This window comes from Sinomicrobium kalidii, from assembly GCF_021183825.1.
Classification (GTDB): domain Bacteria; phylum Bacteroidota; class Bacteroidia; order Flavobacteriales; family Flavobacteriaceae; genus Sinomicrobium; species Sinomicrobium kalidii.
This window is the reverse complement of record NZ_CP089211.1, coordinates 1406353-1424599: the sequence shown is the minus strand read 5'-3', so window position 1 is coordinate 1424599 and position 18247 is coordinate 1406353. Positions and strand designations below refer to the sequence as shown.

General features: G+C 47.3%; 14 protein-coding genes. 7 read left to right on the top strand and 7 right to left on the bottom strand.

Going from position 1 to position 18247, the window contains the following annotated elements; genetic code table 11:
- Positions 1 to 22: 22 nt before the first annotated feature.
- Both LS482_RS05730 and LS482_RS05725 read left to right on the top strand, forming a co-directional pair.
- Positions 23 to 2608, top strand: a complete 2586-nt coding sequence (locus LS482_RS05730; RefSeq protein ID WP_233030794.1) for a heavy metal translocating P-type ATPase — start codon at positions 23 to 25, stop codon at positions 2606 to 2608.
- Between the two features lie 84 nt (positions 2609 to 2692).
- Positions 2693 to 3043: a cupin domain-containing protein gene (locus LS482_RS05725; protein ID WP_233030793.1), complete on the top strand. Its 351-nt coding sequence runs from the start codon at positions 2693 to 2695 to the stop codon at positions 3041 to 3043.
- Positions 3044 to 3388: 345 nt separating this feature from the next.
- Here LS482_RS05725 and groL read toward each other — a convergent pair whose 3' ends face one another.
- From groL to miaB, 7 genes are all read right to left on the bottom strand, one after another.
- Positions 3389 to 5023: a chaperonin GroEL gene (gene groL, locus LS482_RS05720; protein ID WP_233030792.1), complete on the bottom strand. Its 1635-nt coding sequence runs from the start codon at positions 5021 to 5023 to the stop codon at positions 3389 to 3391.
- A 63-nt stretch (positions 5024 to 5086) separates the two neighbouring features.
- The gene (locus LS482_RS05715) at positions 5087 to 5365 is read right to left on the bottom strand and encodes a co-chaperone GroES (protein WP_233030791.1); all 279 of its coding nucleotides are present in this window, start codon (positions 5363 to 5365) and stop codon (positions 5087 to 5089) included.
- Between the two features lie 178 nt (positions 5366 to 5543).
- On the bottom strand, positions 5544 to 5900 hold the full coding sequence (gene secG / locus LS482_RS05710) for a preprotein translocase subunit SecG (protein ID WP_233030790.1): 357 nt from the start codon (positions 5898 to 5900) through the stop codon (positions 5544 to 5546).
- Positions 5901 to 5989: 89 nt separating this feature from the next.
- Positions 5990 to 6862 carry a DUF8458 domain-containing protein gene (locus tag LS482_RS05705; protein WP_233030789.1) on the bottom strand — a complete coding sequence of 291 codons (873 nt, stop codon included), beginning with the start codon at positions 6860 to 6862 and terminating at the stop codon, positions 5990 to 5992.
- A 51-nt stretch (positions 6863 to 6913) separates the two neighbouring features.
- Complete coding sequence (locus LS482_RS05700) at positions 6914 to 7429, bottom strand: LptE family protein (protein WP_233030788.1); 516 nt, start codon at positions 7427 to 7429, stop codon at positions 6914 to 6916.
- A gap of 70 nt (positions 7430 to 7499) precedes the next feature.
- Positions 7500 to 8813: a sigma-54 interaction domain-containing protein gene (locus tag LS482_RS05695; RefSeq protein ID WP_233030787.1), complete on the bottom strand. Its 1314-nt coding sequence runs from the start codon at positions 8811 to 8813 to the stop codon at positions 7500 to 7502.
- Between the two features lie 98 nt (positions 8814 to 8911).
- Entirely contained in the window at positions 8912 to 10384 is a 1473-nt protein-coding gene (gene miaB, locus LS482_RS05690) for a tRNA (N6-isopentenyl adenosine(37)-C2)-methylthiotransferase MiaB (protein ID WP_233030786.1), read from the bottom strand.
- A 237-nt stretch (positions 10385 to 10621) separates the two neighbouring features.
- Here miaB and topA point away from each other — a divergent pair, with 237 nt between their 5' ends.
- The 5 genes from topA (at position 10622) to porM (ending at position 18196) form a co-directional block, all read left to right on the top strand.
- On the top strand, positions 10622 to 13099 hold the full coding sequence (topA, locus tag LS482_RS05685) for a type I DNA topoisomerase (RefSeq protein ID WP_233030785.1): 2478 nt from the start codon (positions 10622 to 10624) through the stop codon (positions 13097 to 13099).
- Positions 13100 to 13253: 154 nt separating this feature from the next.
- Positions 13254 to 14414, top strand: a complete 1161-nt coding sequence (locus LS482_RS05680; RefSeq protein ID WP_233030784.1) for a formimidoylglutamase — start codon at positions 13254 to 13256, stop codon at positions 14412 to 14414.
- A gap of 115 nt (positions 14415 to 14529) precedes the next feature.
- Positions 14530 to 15882, top strand: a complete 1353-nt coding sequence (gene porK, locus LS482_RS05675) for a T9SS ring complex lipoprotein PorK/GldK (protein ID WP_233030783.1) — start codon at positions 14530 to 14532, stop codon at positions 15880 to 15882.
- Between the two features lie 58 nt (positions 15883 to 15940).
- Positions 15941 to 16594: a type IX secretion system motor protein PorL/GldL gene (gene porL / locus LS482_RS05670; protein ID WP_233030782.1), complete on the top strand. Its 654-nt coding sequence runs from the start codon at positions 15941 to 15943 to the stop codon at positions 16592 to 16594.
- Positions 16595 to 16630: 36 nt separating this feature from the next.
- Entirely contained in the window at positions 16631 to 18196 is a 1566-nt protein-coding gene (porM, locus tag LS482_RS05665; RefSeq protein WP_233030781.1) for a type IX secretion system motor protein PorM/GldM, read from the top strand.
- Positions 18197 to 18247: the final 51 nt, after the last annotated feature.

The following is an 18247-nucleotide window of genomic DNA, read 5'->3' as shown; positions in this document are numbered from 1 at the left end:
TGTTGTGTAAATTCAGTATACCATGAAACATACGTATAAAATAACGGGAATGTCCTGCACGGGGTGCAAAAACCATGTGGAAGGCATTTTGCAGAAAGTAGAAGGCGTTACCGGGGTGATCGTTGACCTGGAAAAGGAAGAAGCAGAGGTGGAGATGGATAATCACGTTTCCCTGGAAAAATTACAAAAGGCTTTTGAAGACGACGGAGGGCACTATGGAATAGAGCTCCCCCGGCATGATAAAGGTCATGAAAACCGTAGTTGCTGCAGTTCCGGAAAGGACAGTCATACCTTACATCACCGGAAAGCAGACGAAAAAACATCGGGCAGCGGAAGCGGGGTTTATTATTGCCCCATGCATTGTGAAGGAGACAAAACATATGATAAGCCCGGCAGTTGTCCGGTTTGCGGAATGGACCTGGTGGAAGCACCTTCACTGGCAAAGAAAAAGACAAAATATACCTGCCCCATGCACCCTGAAGTGGTGAAGGACGAGCCCGGTTCCTGCCCTATATGCGGTATGGACCTGGTGCCGGTGGAAGCAGATGAGGAAGAAGAGGACGAAACCTATAAAAAACTGCTCCGGAAATTTAAGATTGCCGTGGTTTTTACGCTTCCCGTGTTTTTAATTGCCATGTCCGAAATGTTGCCCGGCGACCCATTGGCAAAGCTGATGCCGTGGAAATACTGGAATTGGGTACAGTTTGCGCTTTCGCTTCCTGTAGTGTTCTATGCCACCTGGATGTTTTTCGAAAGGGCATACCGGTCGGTAGTGACCTGGAATTTAAACATGTTTACATTAATCGGTATCGGTGCCGGGGTGGCCTGGTTGTTTAGTCTGGCGGGACTGTTATTTCCCGGGGTATTTCCCGATCAGTTCAAATCCCACAGCGGAACGGTTTACGTATATTTTGAAGCGGCAACGGTGATATTGACATTGGTCTTGCTGGGACAGTTACTGGAAGCCAGGGCCCACGGAAAAACCAATTCTTCTATAAAGGAATTATTGAAGCTGGCCCCTAATAACGCTACGAAAATAGTGAACGGAAAGGAACAGGTGGTTAATGTGGAATCAGTAAACAAAGGGGATCTCTTAAAAGTAAGGCCGGGCGAAAAAATTCCGGTGGACGGTGTTGTTAAAGAGGGGGGAAGCGCTGTTGACGAATCCATGATATCGGGTGAACCGATTCCGGTAGATAAAAAAGCAGGCGACAAGGTAAGTTCGGGGACCATAAACGGGAACAGCAGCTTTGTAATGATAGCCGAAAAAGTAGGTTCGGAAACGCTGCTTTCGCAAATTATAGAAATGGTAAATACGGCCAGCAGGTCCAGGGCGCCCATACAGAAACTGGCAGACCGTATATCGGGATATTTTGTACCTATTGTAGTGTTGATTGCTGTAATTACTTTTATTGTCTGGGCTGTTTACGGGCCACAGCCCGCTTATGTATTTGCCTTCGTAAATGCCATAGCTGTACTTATTATTGCCTGTCCGTGTGCACTGGGGCTGGCAACGCCCATGTCGGTGATGGTAGGTGTGGGCAAAGGGGCGCAGTCGGGGGTATTGATCAAGAATGCAGAGGCGTTGGAACGTATGAATAAAATCGATGTGGTCATAATCGATAAGACGGGGACGGTCACCGAGGGAAAACCGTCGGTGGAAAAGGTAGTAGCAACAGGAGAACCGGATGAAAGTAATGTCTTGCGGAAAACAGTTTCCCTGAACAATCACAGCGAACACCCCCTGGCGCAGGCCACTATGCGGTATGCTGAAGAAAAAGGAATAACACCCGGCCCGGTAACGGATTTCGAATCTGTCACCGGAAAAGGGGTCATTGCCCATGTGGAGCCCCACGGCCATGGGGCTCAAACAAAACTGGAACAGGGCAACAAGGTCTTATTAGCCCTTGGTAATGAAAAACTGATGGAACAGGTAGGTACGGAAATCCCTTCGGAGGTGAAAAAAAAGGTGAAGGAAGAACAACAACAGGGCAAAACCGTGTCCTATCTTTCGGAAGACGGCAAGGTCCTCGGTTTTGTGGTGATTTCAGACAAGATCAAGGAAACCAGCAGGGATGCCATTAGGAAATTACAGGATGAAGGACTCGAAGTGGTGATGCTGACCGGAGATAATGAAGATACGGCCAGGGCTGTAAGTGAAACCCTGAACCTGAACGGTTTTAAAGCCCAGATGTTACCGGAAGACAAGCAAAAGGAAGTAAAATACTTACAGGCCTCCGGCAAAAAAGTGGCAATGGCGGGTGATGGTATTAACGACGCCCCCGCACTGGCACAGGCCGATATAGGTATAGCTATGGGTACGGGAACCGATGTAGCGATAGAAAGTGCGGAGATAACCCTGGTGAAAGGCGATCTGCGGGGTATAGCCAAGGCGCGGATGCTGAGTCATAAGGTGATGCGGAATATAAAGGAAAACCTGTTTTTTGCACTGGCCTATAACACCCTGGGGATTCCTGTGGCGGCCGGAGTGCTGTACCCGTTTTTCGGACTGTTACTTTCCCCGATGATCGCCGCCCTGGCCATGAGTTTCAGTTCGGTATCGGTGATTGCCAATTCGCTTCGGCTGCGGACTGCGAAAATCGAATAGAACTGTCTTTTTCCGGGAATGTAGCCTCCTGTTTCACTGTTTATTCCTTAGTTTTGGAAACAGATGGATAAAAATAGAATTGCGATGAAAGCGTCAGAACGTAAAAGTGAAGTGTTCTTTACATCGGCCGGAACGGCCTGGGAAAAGGTGGACAACGGCATAGAACGTCAGTTCGTAGGCTATGACGACCGGATCATGATGGTAAAGGTGAAATTCGAAAAAGGCGCTGTGGGATATGTGCATAACCATTATCATTCACAGGCAACTTATGTGGCTTCCGGTGTTTTTAAAATAACCGTAGAGGGAAAAGACAAGATCCTCCGGGAAGGAGATGGTTTTTTTATTGCTTCCAATGTCCCTCACGGGGCCGAATGCCTTGAAGACGGGATGCTTATCGATGTATTTAGCCCGGCGAGGGAAGATTTTTTAAAATAGTTGCATTTTTCATAAAAGCGTAAATATTTAAATTGAGATATAGATTCGATATTATTTTCGGATCATAATCAACATTTTAGAACGCGTATGCTTTATAAAATGAACAGGCCATTTCAAAAGTCCTGACCTCGTGCTTTTTAGTGTGTTCTCCGTGGTTCCTGTGTAACGGCCTGCATTCATTACGTTATTACACGGAGACTCACAAAGGTTGCACGGAGATTTCACAAAGAGTTATATAGAAATTAAAAACCCCGATATTTAAATTCAATAAAAAAATCCGGAATGCAATTGCTGCACTCCGGATTTTTATCATGTTAGGAAATTTATTTTTCCCCGCGGAAGCGATTACATCATTCCCGGCATTCCGCCGCCCATTGGAGGTCCGGCAGGAGCAGGGTTGTCTTCCTTGATATCGGTCAGCGCGCATTCCGTAGTGAGGATCATTCCGGATACGGAAGCTGCATTTTCCAGTGCAATACGGGTTACTTTCTTAGGATCGATGATACCGGCCGCGAACATGTCTACATAAGTTTCGGACTTGGCATCATAACCAAAGCTGTCTTTACCTTCCAGTACTTTGGAAACGACAACCGATCCTTCTCCTCCTGCGTTTTCAACGATAGTACGCAACGGTGATTCGATGGCACGGGCTACGATCTGTACTCCGGTTTCTTCGTCTGCATTAAGGGGAGTTACATCACCGAGGACAGATTTTGCTCTGGCCAGGGCCACACCACCACCGGCAACGATACCTTCTTCTACGGCAGCTCTTGTGGCGTGCAGGGCATCGTCTACGCGGTCTTTTTTCTCTTTCATTTCCACTTCGGAAGCAGCACCTACATAAAGAACCGCTACACCACCGGCCAGTTTGGCCAGACGTTCCTGAAGTTTTTCCCTGTCATAGTCGGAAGTCGTAGTTTCTATTTGCGCCTTGATCTGGTTTACGCGGCCTTTGATGGCTTCCCCGTCTCCGGAACCGTTTACTACGGTTGTATTGTCTTTATCGATAGAAACTTTTTCCGCAGACCCGAGCATATCCAGAGTGGCATTTTCAAGGGTGAATCCTCTTTCTTCCGATACTACGGTACCGCCGGTCAGGATAGCGATATCCTCGAGCATGGCTTTTCTTCGGTCACCGAATCCGGGAGCTTTAACAGCTGCGATTTTGAGTGAACCTCTCAGTTTGTTTACTACCAGTGTGGCCAGTGCTTCACCGTCTACGTCTTCTGCGATAATCAGCAGGGGTTTTCCGCTTTGGGCCGCCGGTTCCAGTATCGGAAGCAGGTCCTTCATGTTAGATATTTTCTTGTCGTAAAGAAGGATGTACGGATTTTCAAGTTCCGCTACCATTCTTTCGGAGTCGGTCACAAAGTATGCAGAGAGGTATCCCCTGTCAAACTGCATTCCTTCAACAACATCGACATAAGTGTCGGTTCCTTTGGATTCTTCAACGGTGATCACCCCTTCTTTTCCTACCTTGTTAAAGGCCTGGGCTATGAGTTCACCGATGGTTTCGTCGTTATTGGCTGAAATGGCGGCCACCTGCTTGATCTTTTCTGAAGCATCGCCTACCTCTCTGGTTTGCTTGGCAAGGTCGGCTACCAAGGCTTCCACTGCCTTGTCGATACCTCTTTTCAGGTCCATAGGGTTGGCTCCTGCGGCAACGTTTTTCAGGCCTTCTTTTACGATGGCCTGTGCCAGTACGGTGGCTGTTGTAGTTCCGTCACCTGCAAGATCGTTGGTTTTGGAAGCTACTTCCTTAACCATTTGTGCGCCCATATTTTCCAGCGCATTTTCGAGTTCAATTTCTTTGGCCACGGTAACACCGTCTTTGGTAACGGTAGGGGCGCCAAAGGATTTACTTATAATAACATTTCTACCTTTTGGTCCTAAAGTAACTTTCACTGCATTTGCCAGTGCATCTACGCCGCGTTTGAGACCGTCACGGGCATCGATATCGAATTTTATGTCTTTTGCCATGAGTTTTAAATTTTAAATTGAATGTTTCTAAGTTTAAAGTCAGGATTGATCGGGGAGTGCCGGCTACAGGACAGCCAGGATATCACTTTCGCGCATCATCAGGTAATCCGTCCCTTCAAGTTTGAGTTCCGTACCCGAATATTTTCCGTAAAGCACAGTATCACCAACTTTTACAGTTAACGGTTCGTCCTTGGTGCCGGGACCAACTGCAACAACAACACCTTTCTGGGGTTTTTCCTTGGCAGAATCGGGGATGATAATTCCGGACGCAGTTGTTGTTTCTGCAGCCACAGGTTCTATCAGAACCCTGTCGGCAAGCGGTTTAATGTTTACTTTAGCCATCTTATTGTTTTTAATTGTTTTATAGGATTAAATTTAGTTTTTGAACTAAGCAGAATCAGGCAGAAATTGTGCCAACGTGTTTGAGTTGGCCAAAAAGGAAGGTAAACTGACAATTTTGTAAACAAAAATGCCAGCTTATGACAAGCTGGCATTTTTTATTGTATGTTTTTTAGCAGGTTTACTGTTCTGCTCCGGTGGTGTCCACAGGGGAAGCCGGGGTGTCTGTTTGCTGCGGTGCCGTGGTTTCCCTTTCTGTCCGCTGTTCGTCCAGCAGTTTGGAATCTTCGGCAGAAGCACTGTTGTTCTTCAGTGTGAGGTTGGACAGTAATATGAGGGCGATAAGAATGGTAGCCAGGGTCCAGGTACTTTTGTCAAGGAAATCTCCGGTCTTTTTTACACCGCCTACTACCTGGCCGCCGCCTCCACCAAAGGACGAAGAAAGTCCGCCGCCCTTCGGATTCTGTACCATGATGACCAGAATCAGTAAGAATGCCACGATGATAATCAGCACTAAAAAGATAGAAAACGTACTCATTGTTATGTTATATTTATTAATATGTATTTTGCTCTTCCGGTCCCGGGATGTTGTGCTTTCAATCCCCCCGGAGGCCATCAGAAAACCAATCAGTTATTTTGCTGTAATTTTTTTACGGCTTTGATCTGGTCTGCAAAGAAACCACTTTTTTCCGGATATTTCAAACTTAATATTTTATAGGCCTGTATGGCATTTTTGTACCGCTTTTGTTCCAGGTATACCTTGGCAAGCGTCTCTGTCATGAGCTCTGCTTTTTCCATCTGCCCTTTTTTGGCAAGGTTGACCGCCGGAACTTCCTTGTTGCGATCCGCTTTCGGAACTATTTTCGGATTGGTCTTGATAAATTTGTCAATCAGTTTGAATTTCCTGTTTTGGTCCGGTGGCGGCGCTGTTTTTTTCTCCTTTTCTTTCGGCGGGTCTTTTTCTTCCCTCTTCACGGGCGCATAGGAGGAAAGCTTTAGCCATTCGGCAAAAGAATGTTTTTCTTCCGGTCCGAAATTCAGGGGCTCGCCCATTTTTAATTGTTGTTCTTCCTCACTCTGCCGTTCTGTTTCCGCCGGTATAAAGGTAGACGGGTTGAGGATGGTCTCGGCTTCCTGTTCGCTGCCTATGTGGGTCTGCTCTATGAGTTTCCGGTCTTTTATGCTGATCTCCTGGGCATTTACCTCTATGTTTTTCACGTTTACCCGGTGTCCGGCAATAACGGATGCGGTGTGGTTTTGTGTGAATTCGGCCGAAGTGATGAGATCGAACAGAATAGCCCTGTCGGTGGTGTGTGCCGCCGTTTTTTTCAGGGTGTCATTGTACTTAAAGCTGTTGAGGTTTTTCAGCCCCTTGAGGTACATGGCCCTGGCCGATTGAAAAAAAGGATATTCCTCGATGACCTGTTCCAGGGATGTGGTTTCCTCCAGACGGATGTCTTCAGGGTTTTGTAAAAGGTGTATGTAGTCTGAAACGGTCATTAAAAGCATTTGATGTTCAAAATTCCGGCAAATAAATGTAATGCCCGGCCTTTACCAATTGGCCAGCGAGGCATTAAATATATCCTGGGTGATCCTTTCAAAGATCTCCTGGTGTGCCGCGCTTTTTACGGTACTTAACTGTTCGTTGGCACCAAAATCGTAGAAGAAGGAGAACGTCCGTTCAAAATCGTCTTCTTCCTTGGTGTGATTGGTAAACCGTACCCGGACACCTATGGTAAGCCTGTTCTGGGCCGCGGTCTGCTCTGCGGTAGCCGTCATGGGAGCAACACGATATTCCGTGATCTCTCCCTCATATACGAGGTCTCCGTTGGAAGGCACGAGGTCCAGGCTGGTCTGGTTCATAACAAGGTCCTGAAGGGCGAGGGTGAAATCCCTGTCCAGTCCGGGTTCTATCAACGGGGCTTCGTTGCGGAAGGAATTGACCTGGAAGGTCTGTGCACTTCCCACATCGCCTCCGGTGAAATTGTATACTCCACAACTTTGTACGGTGATCAACGCCAGGAAAACAAGGACGTATCTGATATGTGTTAGCTTTACTATTTTCATTGGGTTACGTGTTGTTCGATGTTCCGGGGCAAAGGTATGTTTTTCAGACGCTGTGACGCTTATGATCCTGTTAAAGATCGTATTGTTTTATTTTCCGGTACAGGGTCCTTTCGGAAATGCCGAGTTCGGCGGCGGCGGCCTTTCGCTTTCCGTGGTTGCGTTCCAGGGCCTTTTTTATGAGTTCCAGTTCCTTGTCCTGGAGGGAAAGGGTTTCTTCTTCCTCGATCTCTTCTGCAAAGTGATACTTGTCTTCACTCTTTTCCCCTGCCATGGATTGCTGGGGGACGGGCAATACTTCCAGGGCATCGCTTTCTTCGTAATCTTCAATATCCCGGTAACTGTCTGCCCTTGTCTCGGAACTTTTGGCCGGTGCGTCATACTCGCTTTCGTTTCCGGACTTTCCGTATATTTTTTGAATGAGGTTCTGGTTTTCTTCCCGTACTTTCTGGCTGCTGCCGGATTGCATGAGTTCCAGTGTGAGTTTTTTAAGGTCGTTGAGATCGCTCTTCATGTCGAACAATATCTTGTAAAGGATTTCACGTTCACTGCTGAAATCGCCCCTTGATTTCTTTTCACTGATAACGGCGGGAAGGTTTTTTCCGGCTCCGGGCAGGTAGCCCGTAAGGGTTTCTGCAGAAATGCTCCTGTCCTGCTCCAATACGGAGATCTGTTCGGCAACATTGCGCAACTGACGAACATTCCCCGCCCAGCGATATTTTAGCAGGAGCTGGACGGCATTATCTTCCAGGCGTATGGCCGGCATCTTGTATTTCTGGGCAAAATCGGAAGCGAATTTCCGGAACAGCAGGTGAATATCATCTTTTCTTTCCCTCAAAGGGGGAAGATGTATCTCCACGGTGCTCAAACGGTAATAGAGGTCTTCCCTGAATTTTTCCCTTTCAATAGCCTCAAACATGTTTACATTGGTAGCCGCTACGATACGTACATTGGTTTTCAGTACTTTGGAAGCCCCCACCTTTATAAATTCTCCGTTTTCCAGGACCCGGAGCAGCCGCACCTGTGTGGTGAGCGGGAGTTCTCCCACTTCGTCAAGGAAAATGGTACCGCCGTCTGCTTCTTCGAAATAGCCGCTCCTGGTCTGTGTAGCCCCGGTGAACGAACCTTTTTCGTGCCCGAAAAGTTCGCTGTCTATAGTGCCTTCCGGTATGGCGCCACAGTTAACCGCGATAAACTTACCGTGTTTCCGGTGCGACAGCGAATGAATGATCTTGGGGAAGCTTTCTTTCCCGACCCCGCTCTCGCCGGTAACCAGTACGGAAATGTCGGTGGGTGCTACCTGTATGGCTTTTTCCAGGGCACGGTTCAGTTTCACGTCGTTACCTATGATGCCGAATCGCTGCTTTATGGCTTGTATGTTTTCCATAGTTGAATTCAAATCCCTCATCCCGGGGAATGTATGCGGGATGTCGAATGATTTATCACTTAAATTTTGTTGTCATTTCACAAGTCAATCTTCCCGTTTCAGGCATGGGCAGAAGAACCTGTCGCTTCCCCGATAAGGGTAGCGGGAGTACAATCGGTTATTTTGACATTTACAAAATCTCCCACCTTGTAATGTTCTTTCGGAAAGACCACTACGGTATTTTGGGTGTTGCGTCCCATCCAGTGGGCGTTACTTTTTTTGGAAGTCCCTTCGACAAGCACTTCTTCTGTTTTGCCAAGGTGTTGCTGCGTCCTGTACAATCCGTGTTTTTGCTGCAGGTTGATGATCTCCGTAAGCCTTCTTTTCTTGACATCCTCCGGTACGTCATCTTCCATTTTCCTGGCGGCCATGGTGCCCGGGCGCTCGGAATAGGCAAACATGAAACCGAAATCGTACTTCACATATTCCATGAGCGACAGGGTATCCCTGTGGTCTTCCTCTGTTTCCGTAGGGAATCCCGCGATCATGTCGTGGGAAATGGCACAGTCGGGAATGATCTTCCGGATGTTGTCTATGAGTTCAAAATACTCTTCGCGGGTGTGCAGGCGGTTCATGGCCTTGAGTATCCTGTTGCTCCCGCTTTGTACGGGAAGGTGGATGTATTTGCATATGTTCGGGTACCTGGCCATGGTTTCTATGACATCCAGGGTCATGTCCTGCGGGTTGGAAGTGGAAAAGCGTATCCGCATTCCGGGCCGGGCCTCGGCAACCATGGCCAGCAGCCCTGCAAAGTTGACCGCAGTAGCCTTTTGTATCTCGGTAGCACTCTCAAAATCCTTTTTGAGTCCGCCTCCGTACCAAAGGTAACTGTCCACATTCTGTCCGAGCAGGGTAATTTCTTTATATCCTTTTTCCCACAACTCGTTTACTTCCTTGATAATGGATTGCGGATCGCGGCTTCGTTCCCGCCCCCTCGTAAAAGGGACTACACAAAAAGTGCACATATTGTCGCACCCCCTGGTAATGGAAACAAAAGCAGTGACCCCGTTGCTGTTGAGGCGTACGGGAGCGACGTCCCCGTAGGTTTCTTCCTTGGATAAAATAACATTAACGGCATTGCGCCCTTCATTGATCTCCTGTACGAGATTGGGCAGGTCTTTATAGGCATCGGGGCCGACAACCATGTCCACGATCTTTTCCTCTTCCAGGAATTTGCTCTTGAGCCGCTCTGCCATGCATCCGAGCACACCGACTTTCATTTGCGGGTTTATCCTTTTCACCGCGTTAAACTTTTCCAGTCTTTTGCGCACGGTCTGTTCGGCTTTTTCCCGTATAGAGCAGGTATTTATCAATACGAGGTCGGCTTCCTCCACCTGTTGGGTGGTATTGAACCCTTCACCGGCCAGAATGGAAGCCACGATTTCACTATCGGAAAAATTCATTTGGCATCCGTAACTTTCAATATACAGTTTCCGGCCGTCCTTTTCATTCCCTATTGCTTGTTCCGGACTTTTTTGCGCGTCCAGGACCAGACTTTCTCCCTGTTTCTTTTCGTCAATTATTTTTTCCATATGGACTCAACTCCGTTATTGGGCGATGGTTTTCGTTTCCCGGACACAGGCTTTGGCCGATGTTCCCGGGAACTATATTAAATTTCAATTCGAAATAACTATGGTGCAAAGATAGGATTATTTATAAACTCAGTGACAATTTGGCAGGGAAATGCCGCTTGTTTTTTGGTCAAAAAAACGCCGGGATACTCCTATAAATATTTTTTAATATACTTTTGTATTCTTAAAAACGGGTTTATGGCAAAGAATTTAGTGATTGTAGAATCGCCTGCCAAGGCAAAGACAATAGAGAAATTCCTCGGAAAGGACTACAAGGTGGCATCCAGTTACGGGCATATTTCCGATCTGCCTTCCAGGGAGCTGGGGGTGGATGTGGACAAGGATTTCAAGCCGAAATACATTGTTTCCAAAGACAAGAAGGATGTTGTAAAAAACCTGAAAGACCTTGCTCTGAAAGCCGATATGGTGTGGCTGGCCAGTGATGAAGACCGGGAAGGGGAAGCTATTGCCTGGCACCTGGCCGAACAGTTGAAACTCGACCGTTCCAAGGTGAAGCGTATTGTGTTTAATGCCATCACCAAGAATGCCATTTTAAAAGCCATAGAGAACCCCAGGGGGATAGATTACAACCTGGTGAATGCTCAGCAGGCCAGGCGTGTCCTGGACCGTTTGGTGGGGTATGAACTTTCGCCCATTCTCTGGAAAAAGATCAAAAGCGGCCTTTCTGCAGGAAGGGTGCAGTCCGTTGCCGTTAGACTTATTGTGGAGCGCGAGCGTGAAATAAACAATTTCACCCCGGAAGTCTCCTTCCGTGTGGTTGCAGAGTTCAGGACAGAAGAAGGGAAGGCCTTTAAGGCCAAGCTGCCCAAAGCATTTGCCACGAAAGAGGAAGCCAGGAAATTCCTGGAAAACAATATAGGAGCGGACTTCAGGGTGGCCAACCTGGAAACCAAACCCGCAAAGAAAACCCCGGCACCTCCTTTTACCACTTCTACCTTGCAGCAAGAGGCTTCCAGGAAGTTGTATTTCTCTGTGAGCAAAACCATGAACATGGCACAGCGGCTCTACGAGGCCGGGCTCATTACATATATGAGGACAGACAGCGTTAACCTCTCGCCGGAAGCCGTAGCGGCGGCAAAAACGGAGATAGAAAAGGAATTCGGAACCAAATACAGCAAATCCAGGAATTTTTCACAGAAAGCCAAAGGGGCGCAGGAAGCACACGAAGCCATCCGGCCCACAGATATTTCAAGGCATTCCGTACCCGTGGAAAGAGACCAGGCCCGGCTTTACGACCTGATATGGAAGCGTACGATCGCTTCGCAGATGAGCGATGCCCAGCTTGAACGGACTGTAGTGAAGATCGCGGCAAATACGCATAAAGAACAGTTTACGGCCAATGGGGAAGTGCTGAAATTTGACGGTTTTCTGAAAGTATATATAGAAGGAACAGACGAAGAAGATGAAGAACAGGCAGGGCTGCTGCCCGCACTTTCCGTAGGGGATACGGTGTTTAATAAGTATATGACAGCCACCCAGCGATTTTCAAGGGCGCCTTACCGGTATACGGAAGCTTCGCTGGTGAAAAAACTGGAAGAACTGGGTATCGGCCGGCCGTCTACCTATGCACCTACAATATCCACCATTCAGAACCGGGGCTATATCGAAAAGGGCAGCATAGAAGGAACGGAACGGAAATACCTCCAGTTCACCCTCATGAAAGCACAGGTGGAGGAGAAGACCCTTTCGGAGATCACAGGTTCGGACAAAGGAAAACTTGTTCCTACGGATATCGGGATGATCGTCAATGATTTCCTGGTGAACCACTTCGAGAACATCCTGGACTATAATTTTACCGCCAGGGTGGAACAGAATTTTGATGATATAGCTTCGGGACAGGAAGACTGGACCCTGATGATGAAGGCTTTTTACAAGGATTTCCATCCGCAGGTAAAAGATGTAGAGGAAAATGCCGACCGTGAGACCGGGGAGCGTATCCTGGGGACCGATCCTGAAACAGGAAGGCAGGTGAGTGTGCGTCTCGGCCGTTTTGGCCCTATGGTGCAGATAGGTGTGGCAGACGAAGAAGAGAAACCGAAATTTGCCAGTCTGCTGCCCGAACAGACCATAGACAGTATATCGCTGAAAGAGGCCCTGGAATTATTTGAACTGCCGCGCGCCCTGGGTGAATACGAAGGGAAAGCGGTAGAGGTCAATGTAGGCAGGTATGGTCCTTATGTACGCTATAACAATGCCTTTATATCTCTCGGAAAAGGGGAAGATGTGTTTGACGTAACCCTGGAACGGGCTGTAGAACTCATCAAGGCCAAGCAAAAAGCGGATGCTCCCATTGCTACCTATAAAGGAAAAGAAGTGACCAAGGGTAAAGGACGTTTCGGTCCCTTTATCAAATGGGACGGGATGTTTATCAATGTGAACAAGAAATATGACTTCGATAACCTTTCGGATTCGGATATCGAAACATTGATAGAAGACAAGCTGAAAAAGGAAGCGGAGAAACTGGTGCAGGAATGGGCAGAAGAGGGGATCAGGATAGAAAAGGCCCGCTGGGGAAGGCACAATATCATTAAGGGAAAGACCAAGGTAGAGCTGCCGAAAGAAGTGGATGCTGCAAAACTGAGCCTGGAAGAGGTAAAGGATATCCTGGACAAGAAAACGCCCAAAAAGAAAAAAGCCAAAAAAAGCAGGAAATAAATGACATTGTACACGCGTTTCTAATCAGTAGCAGTTCCGGTGCCGGTTTTTGAAAGAAACAGTGTTCCGTTCCCACCTGCAAGGGCAAATTTATTAGAGCGCAAACAAAATAGTATCAACCGTATAAAACCAACCTTCGAAATTAACGAACCGTATGGATTTTGAGTTTTTGTCTCCGGTGAGTACCGTGGTCTTGGCACATAATCAACTGTTGTCCAGGCAAACTATAGGGCAGTATATGTATATTCATTCCGAAAAGGACGGGTTTCCCGAACTGGACAATGTGCAACTGGCAATCATGGGGGTCAACGAGACCAGAAATGCTTCGATACCGGCAAAAGAAAGACCCGATCTTTCCGAAATAAGGGTCCAGCTGTATCAGCTTTTTACGGGAAACTGGAGCAGTAATATAGCAGATATCGGAGATATTGAACCGGGAGAAACCGTGGAAGATACCTACTTTGCAGTAAAAACCGTAGTGGAATATCTGGTAAAGCACGGTGTAGTACCCGTAATAATAGGCGGAAGCCAGGATATTACGTATGCCACGTACCGCGCCTTCGATAAACTGGAACAAATGGTCAATCTCGTTGCGGTGGACAGTAAGTTCGATTTCGGCTCGTCCGAAGAACTCATATCTTCCAATTCCTATATGAGCAAGATCATTGTTGAACAGCCCAACAACCTTTTCAATTTCTGTAACCTGGGCTATCAGACCTATTTCAATGCCCAGGAAGAGATAGACCTCATGGACAAGCTTTTTTTTGATGCCTACCGCCTTGGCGCGGTAGCCGAAGATATAACCATTGCTGAGCCTGTGTTCCGGGATGCCGATGTGGTAAGCCTGGATATGACCTCTGTGCGGGCAAGCGATCTCGATAGTCCGTCCGGAACGTATCCCAACGGGTTTGACGGGCGTGAAATATGTGCCATTGCACGCTATGCGGGGATCAGTGACAAGGTTTCCGTGTTCGGAGTCTATGAAAACCGGAATACGGGAATGAATGCCCGGCTTACGGCACAGATCCTCTGGTATTTTATGGAGGGATACAATTTCAGGAAAAAGGATTACCCGTTTACGGGAGTGCAGAATTATGAAAAATACATTGTTCCCATGGACGATCAGGAACTGTGTTTTTACAAAAGTGATATATCCGGCAGGTGGTGGATAGAAGTGCCAATTATTGGTGAGATGAATAATAAATTAAAAAGACATACGTTATTACCATGCACCCATAAAGATTATTTAGACGCCTGTAATGAAGTCATTCCCGAGCGTTGGTGGAAGGCATACAAAAAGACAGCGATAGGATAAAACTCCGGTGAAGGGGTGTCTTAAAAATGAAAAAAACATCTGGCCAAATAACCTTGTTCCGGATATTGAAGCAGGTATGCTTGCATTTTTTAAACTATAATTAACCGAAAAACGAATGAAAAAGCTATTGTTTGTTATAACCCTGGGATTATTTCTTTATAGTTGCGGTAAAAAGGATAAGGGAGAGCTGGTTGGAGTAGGCGGAAAACGGTGGCATCCGGAAAAACCATACGGAATGACCCTGGTCCCCGGAGGCTCTTTTATCATGGGGAAATCGGAAGCAGATGTTGCAGGAGGAATGAATGCGCCCACAAAGACCGTTACGGTGCGATCGTTTTACATGGACGAGACCGAGATCACCAATAGTGAGTACCGTCAGTTCGTGGAATGGGTGAAAGATTCCATTGTGCGGACAAAACTGGCCATTCTTGCCGATTACGAAGGACTTACCCCGGACGACGGCGGTATCGGGGAATACGCTTTTGACGATGCCGATACTTCCAAACTTTCCGCTTATGACAAATACATGCTCGAAAATTACGGCGGTATGGGAGAGACCGGCTTTGAAGGGAGAATGCTCAACAAGAAGCCAAAACTTATCTGGGACACTTCCAAGTACCCGGACGAGTATTATAGCGAAGTTATGGACTCCATGTACCTTTCCATGGAGGAATCCTACAACGGATACCGCACCATAGACGTTACCCAGTTAAAATATAAATATACCTGGATGGACATTCAGGCTGCAGCCAAAATGAAAAAAGGCAGCAGGAAAGACTTCCTGAAAACCGAAGAATTAATGATCTATCCGGATACTACGGTATGGATCAAGGATTTTTATTATTCCTATAACGAGCCCATGCACAACGACTATTTCTGGCATGATGCCTATAGTGAATACCCGGTAGTGGGAGTGTCCTGGAAGCAGGCCAAGGCTTTTTGCAACTGGAGGACCAAGTACAAGAACGATTTCCAGAAGTCCAGGGGCAAAGGTTTTGTAAATCAGTTCCGGCTGCCCATTGAAGCAGAATGGGAATACGCCGCCCGCGGCGGACTGGAGTCGGGAACATACCCCTGGGGAGGGCCTTACCTTATTGATGAAAGAGGGTGTTTCCTGGCAAACTTCAAACCCAACAGGGGAGATTATGCCGCAGACGATGCGCTCTATACCGTCGAAGCCAAGTCTTATGAAGCCAATGACTACGGGCTCTATAACATGGCAGGTAATGTTTCTGAATGGACCAATTCGGCTTATGACCCCAATTCGTACGATTACGCCTCGACAATGAACCCCAATGCATATGATGAAAGGAACAAGAGGAAAGTGATCCGCGGAGGCTCATGGAAAGATGTGGCCTATTTTTTACAGGTCAGTACGCGTGATTTCGAATACCAGGATTCTGCCCGAAGCTACATAGGTTTCCGCACCGTGCAGGATTATATGGGTACCAGTGAGATCGGGAGGTAAGTAAACAACCTACTGGAGTAATTTTAAACTATTATAACACAAATCAACTATTACCATTATGGCAAGATCTAAATCTAATAAGAAGCTGTTTAATATGGCCTACAGCCTCGGTGCGTCTATTGTGATCCTGGGGGCGTTGTTTAAACTTAATCACTGGGAAATAGGTTTCCTCGACGGGACCGTACTCCTGGCCATAGGGCTTATATCCGAAGCACTGATATTTGCCATTTCAGCATTTGAACCGGTAGATGATGATCTGGACTGGACGCTGGTCTATCCGGAACTCAGCGATGGTGAAGCCAGAAAGAAAGAAAAAAGGGTCCAGGAAGAAGCGACGGAAGCTGAAGGACTGCTCTCCAAAAAACTGGACGGCCTGCTCAAAGAAGCCAAGATAGACGGAGAGTTAATGAGCAGCCTGGGGCATAGCATTCGCAATTTTGAGGGGGCTGCAAGAAATATGGCGCCCACCGTAGATGCGATCTCCTCTACCAAAAAGTACAGTGAAGAACTTTCCGTGGCCGCTGCGCAGATGGAATCGCTCAACAGCCTGTATAAAGTGCAACTGGAAAGTGGCGGAAGGCAGGCAGCTATCAATGAAGAAGTAGCTAATAATGCCGGAAGGCTCAAAGAACAAATGGAGTCCCTTACTTCTAACCTCTCATCACTGAACAATGTTTACGGAGGTATGCTGTCAGCTATGAACAAGCACTAATTAGTAGTAACAACCAAAAATCAAAACTAATTAGCAATGGCAGGAAATAGCTTATCACCACGTCAAAAAATGATAAACCTCATGTATCTGGTATTTATAGCCATGCTGGCCATAAATATGGGGAAAGAGGTATTATCGGCATTTGGCTCGCTGAATGAAAAACTGGAAGCGTCCAATACCAAAGCTACGGCAGACAATACGATGGCCCTTGAAGGGCTGGCCAGGCTTGCAACCGAAAAACCCGACAGGTATGAACCGGTATTGGATAAGGCTAGCCAGATAAAAGAAGCCTCATCCGGATTTTATAACTACCTTGAGGAGTTGAAAACCGAGATGACCGAAACCCTTAACGATGAGAGGGATTATGAAAAGATGGACCGATCGAACTTCCTGGATAAGAAATTCTTTAAGGGCGGCGGAAAGTATACGGATGAAGGACAGGAGTTCGTAGACAAGATCAACAATTACAGGGAAACCGTAATTGAGCTGCTGGGCGATAATTTCAATGAAATAAAAAGCTCGGTGGCAGGAAGGTTCTCCACCGGAGAAGATGGAAAAGTTGAAAACAGGCAGGGCCAGGAAATGGACTGGCTGAATTACAATTTCGAAGGATTTCCGTTAGTGGCCTCCCTCACCAAGATTACGCAGATACAATCTGATATAAAAACAACGGAGAGCGATGTGTTCGGAGCCATGCTGGGAGAAGAACTCAGCAGTGAGGTTTCCATGACCAATTATACCACCTTGCTGGAACAGCCGAAATCTGCCTATTACCAGGGTGAGACTTTTAACGGTTCCGTTGTCCTGGGAAGGACCGACGCCACTACCAAACCCAGTGAAATAGAACTTTATCTCGACGGAAAGAAATTGACCGAAGAGGACTATACGCTGGAAGGAGGAAAAGTAAAGCTCAATGTGAGTGCGGGAAGCCCCGGAGACCACAAACTGGAAGGTAAACTGATATTCATGCAGAACGAGGAACCGATAGAAGTTCCGGTGTCCTCTTCTTTTGCTACCATTACCAAACCTAATGCAGCAGTGATCTCCGCCGATAAGATGAATGTGGTTTATCGGGGTGTGGCCAATCCCATGACTATTTCCATTCCTGGTATTCCGGACAATAAGGTTTCCGCTTCTGCTGCCGGCCTGTCCAGGGCTTCGGGGAGCAGATATGTGATGCGTCCCGGTACCGGAAGGACCGTAAATATTACGGCAAGCGGTACTCTGCCGGACGGACAACGCATCAGCACGACCTCTGAATTCCGTATCAAGGACGTACCGCGACCTTCGGGAACCATACGGGGCGAATCCGGAGAAGTGAGTATGCCAAGGTCCAGCCTGGAAATATCTACAGTGGGTGCCGTACTGGAAGACTTTGACTTTGACCTCAGTCTTGGTATACGAGGATTCAAATTCAAGGTTCCCGGACAACCTACGGTTGCCGTTCGCGGTAACAAGCTGGACGGAGCGGCAAGAAATGCATTGAAAAGAGCCCGGAGAGGCGATGCCGTCCAGATATTTGACATAGAAGCGTATATTACCGGGAATACAGGTTACAGGTTGAAAAAAGTATCGCCGGTAATTATTCAACTTACCAATTAATACGGGTCGGATTCAGAACGCTGAATTTTCGAATGACCGTTTAAATCAACT

What these genes read in the sequence shown, in the direction of transcription:
- LS482_RS05730 (WP_233030794.1), top strand. Translation starts at nt 23, where the DNA reads ATGAAACATACGTATAAAATAACGGGAATGTCCTGCACGGGGTGCAAA.
- LS482_RS05715 (WP_233030791.1), bottom strand. Translation starts at nt 5,365, where the DNA reads ATGGCTAAAGTAAACATTAAACCGCTTGCCGACAGGGTTCTGATAGAA.
- porM (WP_233030781.1), top strand. Translation starts at nt 16,631, where the DNA reads ATGGCAGGAAATAGCTTATCACCACGTCAAAAAATGATAAACCTCATG.
- LS482_RS05680 (WP_233030784.1), top strand. Translation starts at nt 13,254, where the DNA reads ATGGATTTTGAGTTTTTGTCTCCGGTGAGTACCGTGGTCTTGGCACAT.
- LS482_RS05695 (WP_233030787.1), bottom strand. Translation starts at nt 8,813, where the DNA reads ATGGAAAACATACAAGCCATAAAGCAGCGATTCGGCATCATAGGTAAC.
- porL (WP_233030782.1), top strand. Translation starts at nt 15,941, where the DNA reads ATGGCAAGATCTAAATCTAATAAGAAGCTGTTTAATATGGCCTACAGC.
- secG (WP_233030790.1), bottom strand. Translation starts at nt 5,900, where the DNA reads ATGAGTACGTTTTCTATCTTTTTAGTGCTGATTATCATCGTGGCATTC.
- LS482_RS05725 (WP_233030793.1), top strand. Translation starts at nt 2,693, where the DNA reads ATGAAAGCGTCAGAACGTAAAAGTGAAGTGTTCTTTACATCGGCCGGA.
- groL (WP_233030792.1), bottom strand. Translation starts at nt 5,023, where the DNA reads ATGGCAAAAGACATAAAATTCGATATCGATGCCCGTGACGGTCTCAAA.
- LS482_RS05700 (WP_233030788.1), bottom strand. Translation starts at nt 7,429, where the DNA reads ATGAAAATAGTAAAGCTAACACATATCAGATACGTCCTTGTTTTCCTG.
- LS482_RS05705 (WP_233030789.1), bottom strand. Translation starts at nt 6,862, where the DNA reads ATGACCGTTTCAGACTACATACACCTTTTACAAAACCCTGAAGACATC.
- porK (WP_233030783.1), top strand. Translation starts at nt 14,530, where the DNA reads ATGAAAAAGCTATTGTTTGTTATAACCCTGGGATTATTTCTTTATAGT.
- miaB (WP_233030786.1), bottom strand. Translation starts at nt 10,384, where the DNA reads ATGGAAAAAATAATTGACGAAAAGAAACAGGGAGAAAGTCTGGTCCTG.
- topA (WP_233030785.1), top strand. Translation starts at nt 10,622, where the DNA reads ATGGCAAAGAATTTAGTGATTGTAGAATCGCCTGCCAAGGCAAAGACA.